Genomic DNA, 15082 nt, shown 5'->3' on the forward strand with positions numbered 1-15082 from the left:
TGTTTTGAAGAATTAAGTTACAATTTACCTCAAATTAATGGTATAATAAAAGAACTCAAAAAAATAGTACTTTAGAATAAAAACTACACCTCAAAAAAACCAGTACTGCCTCCAACCCAAGTTTTATCCTTATTATATTTTACGCCAACCATTTCACCTTTACTCAAACGCATTAGGTTACTCATAATTTGAGTTTTATTGGTTTTTGAGTTGTGAAGTAACATCATTCTAATCTCGCATTTTGCTGGCTCATCCATAGTTTCAATAATGGGAGCGTAAGCAACTTTTTCTTGCAATAGATAGTTTGATTTATTTGTCACAGCATCAATCATTTCACGAGTGACGTGGATTTGAACACCTGCACCTGCAAAAGAATAGAGCGGTTTTAAAACGTAGTTTTCTAAATCTGCTGGGATGGTTTCCAACTTATCCAAGTAATATGATTTTGGCACATAATCCCCTTTCAATAAAGGCATCGTGTATTTGCTAATGCGATAAAACCAGTTTGGGTGACCAATCCACTCCACATCAACTTTATCTTGAAAACTGAAATCAGTTTTTAGATCCTTACGTTGGTGCAACTCGTCAAAAATAATACGGTTGTAAATTTTTAAAACTTCAACTTCGCTGCCATTTTCATCTAAATAAAAAAGTGTTTTACCTTTTTTCTTCAAATTGGTAATACAAAGTACTTTGATGCCCAATTTTGCGCTAGTTGCATAAAAATCAATTGCTGTAGCTTGTAATTCTGGTTCAATCTCTAATAAAATAACTTGTTTAGGATTGGTGTCTCCTACAATTTCTTGTCGTAATAGTTCGATATAATCCTTTGGAGTCATACCATTGAGATGTTGCGAGAAATCTTTTGGGATCACCACTCCAAAATGCTCACGATATTTACGACCTAATAATTCTTGAAAAAAGTATAAAGAAGGAAAGCCTTGTAATTCAATAAGTTTTGGGGTTAATTCGCCTTTTTTGTCTTTGCAAATCCCAAAATCCAGCTGTATAAATTTTGAATGCTCATCCTCATTTGGTACAATTGTGGAGGCTTCAAAAAAAGCACCATTTGTTAATTCCTTAAAATTTGGCTTATCGATAACCGTCATAATATCATCGCAAGCCTCTACCAATTTAGATTTTAATGACTTCGGAATAAAAGCTGGAGTTTCTGCAATTTTAAACGGTACCACATAATCAAATGAAGTGGTTATGTCCTTTAGAAAGGCTTGATATTTTTCTTCGGAAAAATTTTCGTTGAATTGATCTCTAAGTTCTTTTATCATTGTCTTTTATGATAGTAAGGGTTCTTTTATTTGATGAATGGCATTTTTGATGAAGGTTGGTAAGATAGTTTCATAGGTCATGATCAACTTATCTGGATCATCCATTCTATCCATCATTTGTTTGTACTTGGCTTCACCAAAACTTTTTATAACCACTTGTTTGTGTTCTTCTAACGAAAAATAGGCTTGCATACTCACGGGATCTGCTTCTGGGTGAAATTGCGTTCCGAAGAACTCATCAGAAAAGCGAACAGCCATGATTGCGCGTTCTAATTCGACATGGGTTCGAATCTTTTCTAAGCTCAAAATTTTAGCGCCTCTGTTTTTGAAAACTGTCAGCTTTGGTTGTATCAACTGCCAGTCACGTGAATCTACAGCATAAAAAGGATCGTTCAAACCTGCTAAAACTGGATCGTTATGACCTTTTTTTGTTTTGTGAACGGGTAGAATTCCGAAGGAAGTACTACGTCTAGGCTTGATTTCTCCTAAATTAAAATAATCGCAGATCACTTGAAAAGAATAGCATATAAAAAACACATGCTTCTTTTGCTGACTTTCTTTTTTATTGAAGTCCCAAAGGTTTTGCATGAGCTTGAGATATGGAGCTCTCCATTCGCCTTTGTCTAACGGACTTCCTGGTCCGCCACTGGAAATATAAATATCATAAGAAGTATCTGGGATTTCTTGTTTTGCTCTTACATTGTAAATTTTCCAGTCCACATCTGTATTAAAAAAACCAACAATATCAGCAATGCAACGAAGTCCTTGGTTGGGTTCGTCGTCATTCATGTCTAATATGGCCAGTCTTACTTTGTTATTTGTCATTTTGTTATTTGTAGGTTAATTTATGCCTAAAATGGTTTGTTCTGTAATGTAATCTACTACCTTGGTGAGATCTTTTGTTTGGTTGAAAATTTCTAACTGACGGTCTGCACCAGTTCCGTTTTTGAGCATTTGGTGAATGTACTCGATTTCTTTACGAGAGCCTAGATCATCAACAACATCATCAACAAAATGCAATAATTCTCCCATTAAGAGACGTGTCTCAACTTCGCATTCTTTTCCGAAGTCAATCATTTTTCCATCAATACCATAACGACTGGCTCTCCACTTATTCTCGTTAATTAGCGCACGATGGTAATTCATAAAGTTGAGATTCTGCGTTTTTAGTTTGTATAATTTAGCAACTAAAGCTTGTATTAAAGCTGCTATACTTATAGTTTCATTTACAGTTAAAGGAACATCACAGATACGAACTTCTAAAGTTGGGAAAAAAGGATGTACTCTAATATCCCACCAAATTTTCTTTGGGTTATCTATACACTTTGTTTTGACAAGCATGTTAACGTAATTTACGTATTGTGCATAGTTATCAAAAATACCAGGAATACCAGTTCTTGGGAATTTATCAAACACTTTTGATCTAAATGATTTAAATCCTGTATTTCGTCCTTCCCAAAATGGTGAGTTGGTAGACAATGCGTACAAATGCGGTAAAAAGTAACGCATGGCATTAGATAAGTGCAATGCTAACTCTTTGTCTTCAATACCAATATGAACGTGTAATCCAAAGATTAAATTTGAGCGTGCTGTATCCTGTAATTCGTTGACAATTTCGTCATAACGAGGATTGGGTGTTATTAATTGCGTTTCCCATTTTGAAAATGGATGCGTACCAGCAGCTCCAATTTTGAAACCTAAATCATTGGCAATGCCAGATATGGATTTTCTTAAATGTGTGATTTGCTCTCTAGCATCTGTAATGTCCTCACAAATATTGGTCCCAACTTCTACCACAGCTTGGTGCATTTCTGCCTTGCATTGATCACCCATAACTTTAGAGGCTTCTACAACAATCTTTTGATCGTGAGAAATTAATTCTCTAGAAACAGGATCAATAATTTGATATTCTTCTTCAATACCTAACGTAAATTTCATACTTGAATGGAGGTTAATTAAGATTTGACTTTAAAAAATCAAGTCCATAGATATCTATTTCTTTGTTCCTTTTTTAGGAGCAACATTTTTAGCTGCAGGCTTTTTAACAGGCGTTGCTTTTTTAGCTGCTGCAGTTTTATTAGGAACTGCATTTTTAGCAGGTGCCTTTTTTACGGGAGCTTTTTTAGCAGGAGCTTTTGTAGCTGTTTTTTTAACAGGAGCTTTTGCTTTAGAAATTTGATCGGTCACAAAGCTACCCCAAGTTAGATTCATTTGTCCTTTTTTGTACTGTTTTGCCTTTTCAATCGCCATATCTGCAGCGTTTTCTACAATCCAATCAAAATTTTCTTGTCCTACGGAATGTATATCTGCATCTGGAGCAGGGTTACAGAAATCAATAGCATAAGGAACACCATCTCTAACAGCAAATTCTACCGTATTAAAATCGTAGCCTAAAGCTTTATTTAATTTGATACAGTAAGACTCTACCAAATCTAAAATCTTTTTATCTACAGGATCTCCATCAAGAACGTAACGTAAATGATGAGGGTTTCTAGGTTCGTATTGCATGATATGTACTTTGTCTGTACCTAAAACGTAACATCTAAAATATTCTTTAAAGTTGATTTCTTCTTGAAGCATCATTACCAAGTTTTCTGTTTCACCATGCTTTTCCCATAGATCTTCTGGGCTTTCAACACGGTAAACGCTTTTCCATCCACCTCCATCATGAGGTTTCATATATGCAGGAAAACCTATCGTATCAAACATTTTTTCCCAATCAAAAGGGAATTTCATGTTTCTAAATGAGTTCTCATCTGTGTCTGGCGGACGATGCGATGTTGGCAAGATAAATGTCTTAGGTACAGGCACTCCAATAGATTCTGCTAAGGCATTGTTAAAGAACTTTTCATCAGCACTCCACCAAAAGGGATTGTTTATTACTGCGGTTCCAGTAATAGCTGCATTTTTTAAAAACGCTCTGTAAAATGGAACATCTTGAGAGATTCTGTCTATGATTACAGCATATTCATCTGACTTTGCTTGCTCTACTGTATCGATTAGTACAGCTTCAGCCATCATATCTTTGATGCCTTGTGATTTGATTTTTTCGTTTACACGATCAATAAATGCCTGCGGAAAGGTGTTTTCTTGACCAAATAAAATTCCTATTTTTTTCATAGTTTATATGATTAGTTGTTAGTATTATTATTGTGATTAATTAATTATAGTTTTGAAAGATAATGCGGAAACATGCGATTCCATAATGGCCAATCATGTTCTGCCCATTTATGCTCGTCATACCAAAATGGAATATTCTTTTCTGTTAAAATACTCGCTAATCGCTTATTGGCATCTAAACAAATATCCCATTCGCCAACCCCTAAAACAATTTTCATGTTCCAAAGATCTGGATTGTTACTTCCTGGTAAAAAATCTACCGGATTGTTATAGAACACATTATCATCATAATAATCGCCCACAAAAGATTTAATATCAAATGAACCGCTCATGCTAAACATATGGCTCACGCGTTCAGGATGCTTAAATGCAAAGTTGGCAGCTTGGTAGCCTCCAAAGCTGGGACCTGCGACCGCTACTTTTTGTAAGCCTTTTTCCGTAGAAATTTTATTAACGATTTCATTCATTATAAATTGATCATACCACTCGTGGTTTTTTGCACGTTGCGCAGGGTGGATTTGTTTGTTGTACCAGCTTAGCTCGTTTATACTATCTGGGCAGTAGATGGTAATCATGCCTTGCTCAACAAACCATCGTGCAGATTCAACAAGTTTCATGTCTCTACATTCATTATGTTTTCCCATTGTGGTAGGAAATAAAATAACTGGATAGCCAGAATGACCAAAAACAAGCATTTCAATATCCTTGCTCAATGTTGGTGAGTACCATTTAAAATGTTCTTCCTTCAATTGTTTAGTTTTAAATTAGTTAAATCAAGATTTAAGTGTGCAAAATTACGCTATTATCGGTAAATTTTTTAAAAATATTACGGATTCAACAAAATGGCTAAATATGTAGGAAATGGAGCTAATATTAATAAATATCGCTAAATTTTATGAAAATAAAAACTAGAATACTCAAGGTTTTTTAAGTTTTACTAAATTATCAAAAGAAATCTTGATTGTTTATGGAATTCATTAAAAAATCTCAATTTTTGAGAGAAAATTCAGAATAATATAAATTCAGTTTTCTTCGGAAATTGATAAACTTTCGTATTTAGTTTTTCCAAGGACAAGAATTCTTAATTCTCATATGGCATCGCTGCCCTCATCAAAAAGACTTTCAATAGCATCTTTCTCAACAAGCGTCACTGCTTTTTGAAGTAACAGATTATTAGGGTAGGTCACCAAATCCCCATTGTCTAATCTAAGGTGAAGCTGGAAGGCTCTAATATCTTCAATGATTGCCTCAATAGGGAAATCCTTGTCATGGATTTTAACTTTATCTCCAACTTTGTAAGGGAAAGAAAAGAACATTATTATACCAGAAGTGACGTTGCTCAAAATAGACCAAATTGCAAAAAGACCAATCCCAATAACCGCAAAAACAGAAGAAAATAAAACGGTCATTTCTCTTAATTCCGCTCCAAAAACAAAGGCTTCAATAATTAAAGCTAAAATTAAAAATGTAGCAGATATATATCGGTTAATTAGCTTTATACGAGCTTCGTTGATCTCACTCTTTCTACCAATTTTTCTAACAAGGGTATGAATTAAAAATCGAATGATCAATAGTACAATTACGATAATTGCTGTAGTGATCAATTCGGTTTGGTACGTTTGAAAAAACATAAGATGGGTTTAATTAATCCTGCAAAGATACACTAGATTCATAAACATTTAGTTTAATTTCAAGGTTTCTCTAAGGCTTTCGTCTGCATTAGAATTTTTGCTCCAATATGCAGATTTCAAGGTTTCAAGTTTGGTCGCTTTTGTTGTTAGTTTTTTTGAATTTTCACCATAACCGTATTTATAAGTCTCTTCCCAACTTGTAATTTCAAAAGGAAATTCCGGATTGTAATTTATGGTTAACCTTCGATCAATTTTGTGATAATTGATAATGTACTGTCCATTTTTGTTGATGGCTTTTGCATTGTAAGCCTTCGTTTCTAAATGCTTAAGTCTTAAAAACTCTAAAGATGGGATGGCTTTAAAATCGCCTACTGGCAAACTTTTGGGATCTAATCGTAATTGCGTCCATAATTCATTTTCTAAAATCGCTTTATCCAATTTGAAATCTTGGTCTGCCTCACCTTCAAAATAACTGTGTGAATTGATTTCAAATTGATCCCGGTTGTTCAATTGCGCATACACGTGACCACACCATTCCTGTACCGAGCAACTCACTTTTAAAGCATGTTGATTATTGCTTACGGGATAAAATGTAGATTGCATAATCGAGTAAGGGTAAATACCGGTGTTGAAGTTTTTGGTTGCATTCAGTTTTAAAACCGGTATATTATTTTCACTGTAACTATCTGCTTTTACTTGTTTCTGCGGAAGAAAATCTTCTGTAACAAATACCAAAACAGCTGTGCCATCCCGCAATTCGCCATAGCGTGCCTGTTCTAATTTATAAGATGTAATTTCTGCCTCGCCAGCATACCAGTAATCTTTAAACTCCTGTGATGGACTAAATGCTTGTTTCTTCGGAATTTCCTTTTGCGCTTCGGAAATAGACTCGCTTTGTAAAGCTTGTTCTTTTGAAGTGGTATCGTCTTTGCATGATGCTAATATTCCGAAGAAAGAAAAAAGCAGAATGTATATTTTATTCATGGCTATAATTTCATATAAAATTACAAACCAAAGCTCACAATACCATACTGTTTAACGTTTTATAAAGTAGGTGAGTGGGTAAGCCCACAACATTGGTGTAGGAACCTTCAATGTTGGTAATGCCTATTTGCCCAATCCATTCTTGAATCCCGTAGGCACCCGCTTTATCAAAAGGTTTAAAGTGATCAATGTAATAATTGATTTCTTGTTCACTCAAACTTTTAAAAGTCACTTTTGTAATCGCATTTACTGTTTTTTGAGAGGTTGAGGTCGTAAAACATATAGAAGTAATAACCTCATGGGTCGCGTTACTCATTGCAGATAACATCTTAAAAGCCTCATCGCCTGTTTTTGGTTTCCCTAAGGCTTTATTATTATGCCATACAATGGTATCACTGGTTACAAGTATATCGTGATCTTGAAGTTCGTCCTTAAATGGGAGCGATTTTAACTGTGCTAAATAATCACAGATTTCAAAGTGTTTTAATTGGTCTGGATAAACTTCATCAACAGGCTTGAGTCTTATTTCAAAATCAAGACCCAGATCCTTAAAAAATTGCTGTCTCCTTGGAGAACCTGAGGCGAGGATTAAGTTATGATTTTTAAGTTTCTCGTTAAGCATATGTTAAGCGGTTTTTATTATAAAAGGATAAAGTAAAAGGGATAAAATTCCGAACAACATGATCAATTTATACACCAAACTTATATGTTTGTAATGAAAGTTATTGCTTGCTCCAAAAATTTTAATGGTTGCGTAAATGAGAGGTCCGATAACGAATAACAAGAAATAGCCAATGGCAACCGGTTGTGTGTACAGATAGGTGACCATAAAATAAATGACTGCTCCAATGGGAATCATGCTAACTAAAAACGCTATTTTATTGGCACGCTCACGACCTAATACTATAGGCAAGGTGTTCATTCCCGCTTTATAATCGCCATCTACATCCTGGATATCTTTAACCATTTCTCTAATTAAGGTTATTAAAAAGGCAAAGATGGCATAATCAAAAACAATGTCAAAAAATGTAAGTTGTGTAGCTCTGTTCTGTGGAATGATTGCTGGTAATAAATCAAAAATACCAACAATTGTGATGCTCATGGCAACTAATAGTGATATGAGAATATTTCCGAATAAAACAGTCCCTTTTAAATAAGAGGCATACACATAAAGCGCCAGTGAAATAATCACAAAAATTGCAAAAAAGGAGCTTTCACCCACACTATGTGCGAGATAAAAGCCTAAAATAATACCAACAATATTTAGGGTAAAAAAGAGGTTGTAGGCTAAGTTCTCTGAAATTTGCCTGCCAATTATAACTTGGTTTGGTTTGTTTATGCCATCGGTTTCTAAATCATAAATATCGTTGATGATATTTCCAGCAGCAGCAATACATAATGTTGTGATTACAAGAAGTGAAAACCCAAGTGCATTTAGTGTAGTGATGATATCAAAAGATTCAAAAAGAGCATACTTTATCAATAGTTGTGCAATGACAATGAGTAATAAATTTTTCCAGCGAATTAGGTTTAGTATGTGCAATTGGTTGTATAGTATTTAGTTGTTAGTTATTTTTGTTTGTCTTCATTGAAATGTACGAAGCAATCTTAAGCTATGTGCCGAAAGCTAAGAACTAATGGCCATTTCAATCATATTTAGCATCAAAATTTCCATCCCATTTGTCTTGCACTTTCATGATTTGCTCAATAATATCTCGCACTGCGCCTTGTCCGCCACCTTTATGAGACACATATTTGCTGATGCCTTTGACTTCTATTGCTGCATCTTGAGGACAAACAGGTAAACCTACTAATTTCATGACAGGAATATCTGGAATATCATCACCCATATACAACACATTTTTTGCATCAATATTGTTTTCATCCAAATACTCATTGTATTGATTGACCTTTTGGTGGGCACCTAAGTAAATATCTGTAATACCCAAGCCCTCCAAGCGCTTTTGAACTCCAAGGTTGCTTCCGCCAGAAATAATACAAATATTAAATCCAGCATCTTTAGCAGTTTTAAGCGCGTAGCCATCTTTAATATTCATACGTCTTAGCATATCTCCATTGGTCATAATGGTTACTGTGCCATCTGTAAGTACACCATCCACATCAAAAATAAATGTTGTGATCTGTTCTAAATATTCTTTATAGCTTTTATCGTCCATCGGTTAGTTTTTATTAGTTGTAGGTTTGTTTTTATGATCACGCAGAGCACTCAAATCAAAAGCGTGTGTTGATTTTATAGAAGACGTCATCAATCTATAAATCACTTTATGCTGCTCATTATGCAGCATTTTTAAATGTCGCTTTATGGTTTTTTTATCATTACGTTTTGCAGGTCCTGTTTGTGCTTTAAAAGGCGAGAGGTATTGTACCTTTGTTGCAGTTTCGAGAATTAGTGGTTTTAATAAATCAAATTCCGCGCCTTGTGATTCTGTGATTTCATGGGCAACCCTAAATAATTGGTTCGTGAAATTATTTACAAAAACTGCAGCAAGATGCAATGCAGCACGTTGGTCACTATTGACACGTTTAGTGATTTTAGAAATGGATGTGGCTAAGCTTTTAAGATGTTTATAATCTTTTCGCATCAAAGTTTCTAAACAAAGTGGTACTTCGGAAAAATCAATATCTGCATCTTTGGAAAATGTCTGCAAAGGATAAAAAACACCTCGTCTATTCTTTTGGTCAATATCGTAAGGGCTTGCGCTACCAGAAGTATGCACGACCAAACGATCCTCAAAAGGTAATTGTTTAGAGATGTCACTTATAGCATCATCGCTCACTGCAATGATATAAATATCTGCCTCAACGAGTTGCGAGATGTCATCGGTCAAGCTTACCTCGTTAGTTAAAGGTGTGATGTGGTTTTTGTTTCGGTTGTACCATTGGGTAATGGTGACATTTTCCGAAGAGAAAAAAGCTTTATATAAGTGGTGAGCAACATTTCCTGCTCCTAAAATTACTACTGAAATCATACCGCTAAAATACAATAGAAATAAGAAAAGATAAATATTGTAGATTAAATTATATTCATGAGTTATTTTGCAAGGTTGGTGAAATAATGGTTTGTGTAAATATAGATGGAAGATAGAGGGAAAAATTTGAAATAATGAATACAGATTATATAATACGCTAGCGAAAATAAAAAGCCATCATCTTAAAATCATTTAAGAAATAAAAAACTTTAAAATCTCTTCACATTTTTTAACATTCTAAATAAGCAAAAACGATAAACCAACAAAGCACTAAACAAACTAAAATAGTTATCTTTGCACAACTAAAAAAGAACCTTTCTTACCATGCAAAAGAAACTTGCTAATATTCTCTTTTCTACACGTCTAACCGGTATTTTATTCATTGTTTATTTTGTTTCCATGATCATTGGTACATTTATGGATGCAGGCCAAGATACTTCCCCAACGCCATATTCTAGACATTATATCTATAATGCCTGGTGGTTTGAGGCGATTCAAATAATTTTTGTGATCAATTTTATTGGTAATATCTTTAGATATAGACTCTATAAAAAAGCAAAATGGGCAACCCTAACACTCCATTTGGCATTTATTTTTATTTTAATTGGTGCAGGAATTACAAGATATATTGGTTTTGAAGGTTGGATGCCAATTAGAGAAGGTGAAACCGAAAACACCTATTTAACAAGAGACGTTTTTTTAACCGCATTTGTTGATGGTGACCTGGTTGTTAATGGGCAACAACAGCGAAGAGTAGAGCAGGAGCGTGTAGATTTTTCTGAGCGTTTGGATAACGACCTTGAAATTAATACCGAGTATAACGGTACTCCAGTTAACATAAAAGTCAAGAAATTTGTTAAAGACGCAGAACTGGATATCATTCCTGGAGATGTTGGTGATTCTTATTTAAAACTGGTAGAGGCTGGTGACGAAGGTTCTCACAGCCATCACATCAAGGATGGTGATAAAGATGGGGAACTTATTCATAATATTGTTTTTACATTAAACAGTCCGCAACCCGGAGCTGTAAACATTACTACAGAAGGTAATAAAATGTTCATCGAGTCTCCTTTTGAAGGTGATTACATGACCATGGCAACTCAAGAAACTGGTCTGGTTTATAAAGATTCTATCCAACCTTTAAAATTAAGATCGCGATACCAAATGGCTAATATGGCGATTGTATTTCCTAATCCGGTTATGCAAGGAGAATTTGGGATCGTAAAGAAATCGCAAATGTTAAGAAGTAGAGAAGATGGAGTTGTGGTTGATGTCACTGCAAAAGGAGAAACAAAAACGTTAAACCTGCTTGGTGGACAATACATTAATGGACGCTTCGAGCAAGTTAATGTTGGTGGTTTGGACATTGCTGTTAAATATGGCTCTATCGTAAAAGAACTCCCGTTTAGTGTGAAACTCAATGATTTCGTTGCAGAGCGTTATCCAGGTACAGAGAATAATTTCTCAGCATTCTCAAGTGATGTGACCGTTATAAAACCTAATCAAACACCTTACGACTACAAAATTTTTATGAACCACGTACTTGATGAAGAAGGCTATCGCTTTTTCCAATCCAGTTATTATCCAGATGAAAAAGGAACTAAATTATCTGTAAATCATGATCGTTGGGGAACCTACGTAACTTACTTTGGTTATATGCTATTGTATTTTGGTTTAATGGCAATCTTATTCGCTAAAGGCACTCGTTTTGCAGATCTCAAGCGTATGCTAGAAAAAGTAAAGACTAAAAAAGCAAAAACACTTACGGTTCTTATATTTTTCTTCGGAATGGTGGGCTTCTCGCAAGAACACACCGAAGACGATGGGCATAACCATCAAGCAGCAGTAGTACAAGATTCCACACAACATTTTGAAGGTGATGGCCACAACCATGCTACGCAAACGCAAACAGCACCTAGAGTAAAAATCGACAGGCCTACAAAAGCACAAATTGACTCTGTTCTTAAAGCTAATATCACTCCAAAAGCGCATTCCGATAAATTTGGAGAGCTTGTGATACAAGACTATAGCGGACGAATGATGCCCATGAACACATTTGCTTCCGAAGTGCTTAGAAAATTAAGCAAAAGTGATCACTACGAAGAGTTTGATGCTAATCAAGTATTACTGTCCATGCAGGAGAGTCCTTTGTTTTGGTACAATGTTCCTATCATTTACCTGGCAAAGCGTAAAGGCGATTCTATTAGAAAAATAATAGGTGTTGACAAAGATCAAAAATATGTATCGATCACCGATTTCCTAACAGACGACGGTAGAAATAAAATAGGACCATACCTCAAAGACGCATATGCTGCTGAGGTGCCAAACGGTTTCCAAAAAGAATTTAAGGAAGCTTACGATCGTATGAGTTTACTGTTTAATACGCTTGACGGTCGTTCGATAAAGATTTTCCCAGTACCTAATGATGAGGGTAACACCTGGATTTCACCAGTAGAATATAAAGAAGAATACCGTGAAAAAATTGATGATACACTCTACGGAAAGTTCATAGAAAACAGTTTTAGCTTCTATTTGGGTGAATTGTATAAGGCGAAACAAACTGGAGATTATGGACTTCCAAACAAATTGTTGGCAGGTTTTAAAAGTAGCCAAGCCGAAGTAGGTAGTGAAGTCATGCTTTCTGACGATAAAGTAAAAACCGAAATTTTATATAATAAATACGATATCTTCAAAAAGCTATTTGCGTATTACATGATTATTGGAGGAGTACTTTTTATACTGCTTATTGTTCAGATTTTTAAATCGAGAAGCAGGTTTTTAGATATCATTATAAAAGGACTCGCTATTGCCATCTTTGTGTTATTTCTAATCCACACGGGAGGTTTGATCACACGTTGGTACATTTCAGGTCACGCACCATGGAGTGATGCTTACGAGTCCATGATTTACGTGGCCTGGGCAACCATGTTTTTTGGCCTTGCCTTTGGCAGAAAAAGTATGCTCACATTGGCAGCAACCGCATTTGTAACCTCAATGATTTTAATGGTCGCTCATTGGAACTGGATGGATCCAGCGATTGGGAACTTACAACCCGTTTTAGATAGTTACTGGCTCATGATACACGTTGCGGTAATCGTAGCGAGTTATGGACCGTTCACACTTGGGATGATTTTGGGATTGACCGTTTTAATCCTGATGATTTTTACTACGGAAAAGAACAAAACCAAAATGTTACTCAACATTAGGGAGCTCACGTTAATCAACGAAATGGCATTAACTGTAGGCTTAGTTATGCTAACCATAGGGAATTTCCTTGGAGGCATGTGGGCAAACGAAAGTTGGGGAAGATATTGGGGCTGGGACCCTAAGGAAACTTGGGCACTTATTAGTATCATCATTTATGCCTTCGTCATCCATATGCGATTAATGCCAGGCCTTCGTGGTCGTTACGGTTTTAATTTGGGCTCCATATTAGCGTTCGCAAGTATCTTATTTACTTATTTTGGAGTTAATTTTTACTTGGCAGGATTACATTCTTATCAATCTGGGCAGCAGATTTTGAGCTATCAATATATTGCGATAACTCTAGCTATCGTAGCCATTATTGCTGGTTTGGCCTATTGGAAGTATGCTAAGTACTATCGTAAATAATTTTAGCTATTAGCTTTTAAAGGTTTATTTTTTTGTAATTATTTTTTAGATGCGAATTATGCGCAAATCAGCATTCTAGTTATCAAATGGTGACGGTCACATAATTATATATTAAACCAATAACCATTGCTAACCCAAAACTGATTAATGTTCCAATGAGGACATATTCAGTTAGTTTTCGGTCTTTAGCTCTTGATAGGTCCCCAAACCTAAAAATTGACTTTGCAGCGAGTAAAAAACCTACGCCTTCCATAAAACCCATTAGAATAAAAAGAAATACAAACAAACGCTCTAGCATACCTATATAAGCTCCAGCATCTTCAAGAGAATCTTCTTTGTCACCTTTGTCTTCAATTTTCCATTTTGAGATGAGTGTTTTCATTACAATTGAGGACATGGAGGTCACTGCAATCAAAGAGGTTAGTAACAGTAGAAGCTTACTATAATTTACATTATAGATTAAGGATAGATAAGGTTCGTAGATGTTAACTACTACCCCAATTACCAGCAAATGTGCCAATTGGTCTAATGCAAAAAGCCATCGGTTATTTTTTTTAGTTCTTAGATGGATTTTTGTAAGATCAATGAGGTAATGACTTATGATAATTATCAAGAAACCAAGCCAATAGGTAGTGTCAAATAATAAAATAATAGCTAATGCCAAAGCATGAATTAGAATGTGTAAATACAAGTATTTGGAGTTCTGTTTGTACTTGTTTTTGTGTTTGACCCATTTTTGTGGATGTATCAAAAAATCTCCAATGAGATGTGCCAATATTAGTTTTATGAAAAGTGCTACCATAGGTTTTGAATTAGAGATTCATAATAAGCAAGTAGCTTTGATATCTCATCGTATCCTCCACGTTTGAGACCTTCACTAATATTACTTTGGGATTTGTTGAGATGTTGTGCTATGACTTCTTGATTTTGATCTGGGTTTTCAAGAGTGTATCTCACAATGGTTGAGGTTGTAGGTTTCCAAGAGTCGATAACCAGAAGAGCTAACTCTAACATTAAGTTTATTGGAGTATCAAGCTCTTCAAAAGGTGACTTAATAGCTAAGTTGATTTTTTTTAGTTGCTCAAAGCATTGTCCGGAATTCACAAATGCACTACCGTTAGATTCGGTAATTTTTTGAGAATCATAATTTTTTTCTCCAATACCTATAGCAAGTCTAGCATCAACTTCTTTGTATTGTTTTAAGGATGCTTTTATTAATAGAGCTGCTTTTAAAGCGTCATTAGGTTTTACTTCTAGTTGAAAACTATCACCTCTGTAAATCTCCCAATGCTTAGGTTCTTTCCCGAATTGGTTGAGGACATTTTTTAATGCATTTAACCATATTTGCGGTGTGGTTTCGGTTGAATTTATAATATCTCCAGTAATTATTGCAACCATAATGTATAATATATTATAATTCAAATATATCATATTTTTTGCAGATAATACAAAATATCTG

At 35.0% G+C, this 15082-nt stretch carries 14 protein-coding genes; 1 reads left to right on the forward strand and 13 read right to left on the reverse strand.

Going from position 1 to position 15082, the window contains the following annotated elements; all coding sequences use genetic code 11:
- Nucleotides 1-83: 83 nt before the first annotated feature.
- The 11 genes from GQ40_RS02995 to GQ40_RS03045 form a co-directional block, all read right to left on the reverse strand.
- The gene (locus GQ40_RS02995; protein WP_047545620.1) at nt 84-1286 is read right to left on the reverse strand and encodes a hypothetical protein; all 1203 of its coding nucleotides are present in this window, start codon (nt 1284-1286) and stop codon (nt 84-86) included.
- Between the two features lie 6 nt (nt 1287-1292).
- On the reverse strand, nt 1293-2111 hold the full coding sequence (locus GQ40_RS03000; protein ID WP_047545623.1) for a type 1 glutamine amidotransferase: 819 nt from the start codon (nt 2109-2111) through the stop codon (nt 1293-1295).
- Between the two features lie 15 nt (nt 2112-2126).
- On the reverse strand, nt 2127-3224 hold the full coding sequence (locus GQ40_RS03005) for a carboxylate-amine ligase (RefSeq protein WP_047545625.1): 1098 nt from the start codon (nt 3222-3224) through the stop codon (nt 2127-2129).
- A 54-nt stretch (nt 3225-3278) separates the two neighbouring features.
- Nucleotides 3279-4406: a RimK family alpha-L-glutamate ligase gene (locus GQ40_RS03010; RefSeq protein ID WP_052184128.1), complete on the reverse strand. Its 1128-nt coding sequence runs from the start codon at nt 4404-4406 to the stop codon at nt 3279-3281.
- Between the two features lie 44 nt (nt 4407-4450).
- Nucleotides 4451-5155 carry an alpha/beta fold hydrolase gene (locus GQ40_RS03015; RefSeq protein WP_047545627.1) on the reverse strand — a complete coding sequence of 235 codons (705 nt, stop codon included), beginning with the start codon at nt 5153-5155 and terminating at the stop codon, nt 4451-4453.
- Nucleotides 5156-5494: 339 nt separating this feature from the next.
- Nucleotides 5495-6037: a mechanosensitive ion channel domain-containing protein gene (locus GQ40_RS03020; protein WP_047545628.1), complete on the reverse strand. Its 543-nt coding sequence runs from the start codon at nt 6035-6037 to the stop codon at nt 5495-5497.
- Nucleotides 6038-6085: 48 nt separating this feature from the next.
- On the reverse strand, nt 6086-7021 hold the full coding sequence (locus tag GQ40_RS03025) for a hypothetical protein (RefSeq protein WP_047545629.1): 936 nt from the start codon (nt 7019-7021) through the stop codon (nt 6086-6088).
- A gap of 34 nt (nt 7022-7055) precedes the next feature.
- The gene (locus tag GQ40_RS03030; RefSeq protein ID WP_047545631.1) at nt 7056-7643 is read right to left on the reverse strand and encodes a Maf-like protein; all 588 of its coding nucleotides are present in this window, start codon (nt 7641-7643) and stop codon (nt 7056-7058) included.
- Between the two features lie 3 nt (nt 7644-7646).
- Nucleotides 7647-8564, reverse strand: coding sequence for a geranylgeranylglycerol-phosphate geranylgeranyltransferase (locus GQ40_RS03035; protein ID WP_052184129.1), 918 nt, complete (start codon nt 8562-8564; stop codon nt 7647-7649).
- Nucleotides 8565-8667: 103 nt separating this feature from the next.
- Nucleotides 8668-9198 carry a KdsC family phosphatase gene (locus tag GQ40_RS03040; protein ID WP_047545632.1) on the reverse strand — a complete coding sequence of 177 codons (531 nt, stop codon included), beginning with the start codon at nt 9196-9198 and terminating at the stop codon, nt 8668-8670.
- Nucleotides 9199-9201: 3 nt separating this feature from the next.
- Entirely contained in the window at nt 9202-10011 is an 810-nt protein-coding gene (locus GQ40_RS03045) for a Rossmann-like and DUF2520 domain-containing protein (protein ID WP_052184130.1), read from the reverse strand.
- 324 nt (nt 10012-10335) lie between these two features.
- Here GQ40_RS03045 and ccsA point away from each other — a divergent pair, with 324 nt between their 5' ends.
- Nucleotides 10336-13623 (forward strand): cytochrome c biogenesis protein, encoded by a 3288-nt coding sequence (ccsA, locus tag GQ40_RS03050; RefSeq protein ID WP_047545634.1) that lies wholly within the window; start codon nt 10336-10338, stop codon nt 13621-13623.
- Nucleotides 13624-13705: 82 nt separating this feature from the next.
- Here ccsA and GQ40_RS03055 read toward each other — a convergent pair whose 3' ends face one another.
- Together GQ40_RS03055 and GQ40_RS03060 are read right to left on the reverse strand one after the other, a co-directional pair.
- Nucleotides 13706-14425, reverse strand: a complete 720-nt coding sequence (locus tag GQ40_RS03055; RefSeq protein WP_047545636.1) for a DUF3307 domain-containing protein — start codon at nt 14423-14425, stop codon at nt 13706-13708.
- Nucleotides 14419-15045 (reverse strand): SatD family protein, encoded by a 627-nt coding sequence (locus GQ40_RS03060; protein ID WP_231565536.1) that lies wholly within the window; start codon nt 15043-15045, stop codon nt 14419-14421. Before GQ40_RS03060 ends, GQ40_RS03055 begins: the two co-directional genes overlap by 7 nt.
- Nucleotides 15046-15082 lie beyond the last annotated feature (37 nt).

Origin of the sequence: Psychroserpens sp. Hel_I_66, assembly GCF_000799465.1 — a bacterium.
Classification (GTDB): domain Bacteria; phylum Bacteroidota; class Bacteroidia; order Flavobacteriales; family Flavobacteriaceae; genus Psychroserpens.

Excerpts from the sequence above, each read along its gene's own strand:
- GQ40_RS02995 (WP_047545620.1), bottom strand. The coding sequence starts at position 1,286 with ATGATAAAAGAACTTAGAGATCAATTCAACGAAAATTTTTCCGAAGAA.
- GQ40_RS03045 (WP_052184130.1), bottom strand. The coding sequence starts at position 10,011 with ATGATTTCAGTAGTAATTTTAGGAGCAGGAAATGTTGCTCACCACTTA.
- ccsA (WP_047545634.1), top strand. The coding sequence starts at position 10,336 with ATGCAAAAGAAACTTGCTAATATTCTCTTTTCTACACGTCTAACCGGT.
- GQ40_RS03030 (WP_047545631.1), bottom strand. The coding sequence starts at position 7,643 with ATGCTTAACGAGAAACTTAAAAATCATAACTTAATCCTCGCCTCAGGT.
- GQ40_RS03005 (WP_047545625.1), bottom strand. The coding sequence starts at position 3,224 with ATGAAATTTACGTTAGGTATTGAAGAAGAATATCAAATTATTGATCCT.
- GQ40_RS03025 (WP_047545629.1), bottom strand. The coding sequence starts at position 7,021 with ATGAATAAAATATACATTCTGCTTTTTTCTTTCTTCGGAATATTAGCA.
- GQ40_RS03010 (WP_052184128.1), bottom strand. The coding sequence starts at position 4,406 with ATGAAAAAAATAGGAATTTTATTTGGTCAAGAAAACACCTTTCCGCAG.
- GQ40_RS03020 (WP_047545628.1), bottom strand. The coding sequence starts at position 6,037 with ATGTTTTTTCAAACGTACCAAACCGAATTGATCACTACAGCAATTATC.
- GQ40_RS03000 (WP_047545623.1), bottom strand. The coding sequence starts at position 2,111 with ATGACAAATAACAAAGTAAGACTGGCCATATTAGACATGAATGACGAC.
- GQ40_RS03055 (WP_047545636.1), bottom strand. The coding sequence starts at position 14,425 with ATGGTAGCACTTTTCATAAAACTAATATTGGCACATCTCATTGGAGAT.
- GQ40_RS03040 (WP_047545632.1), bottom strand. The coding sequence starts at position 9,198 with ATGGACGATAAAAGCTATAAAGAATATTTAGAACAGATCACAACATTT.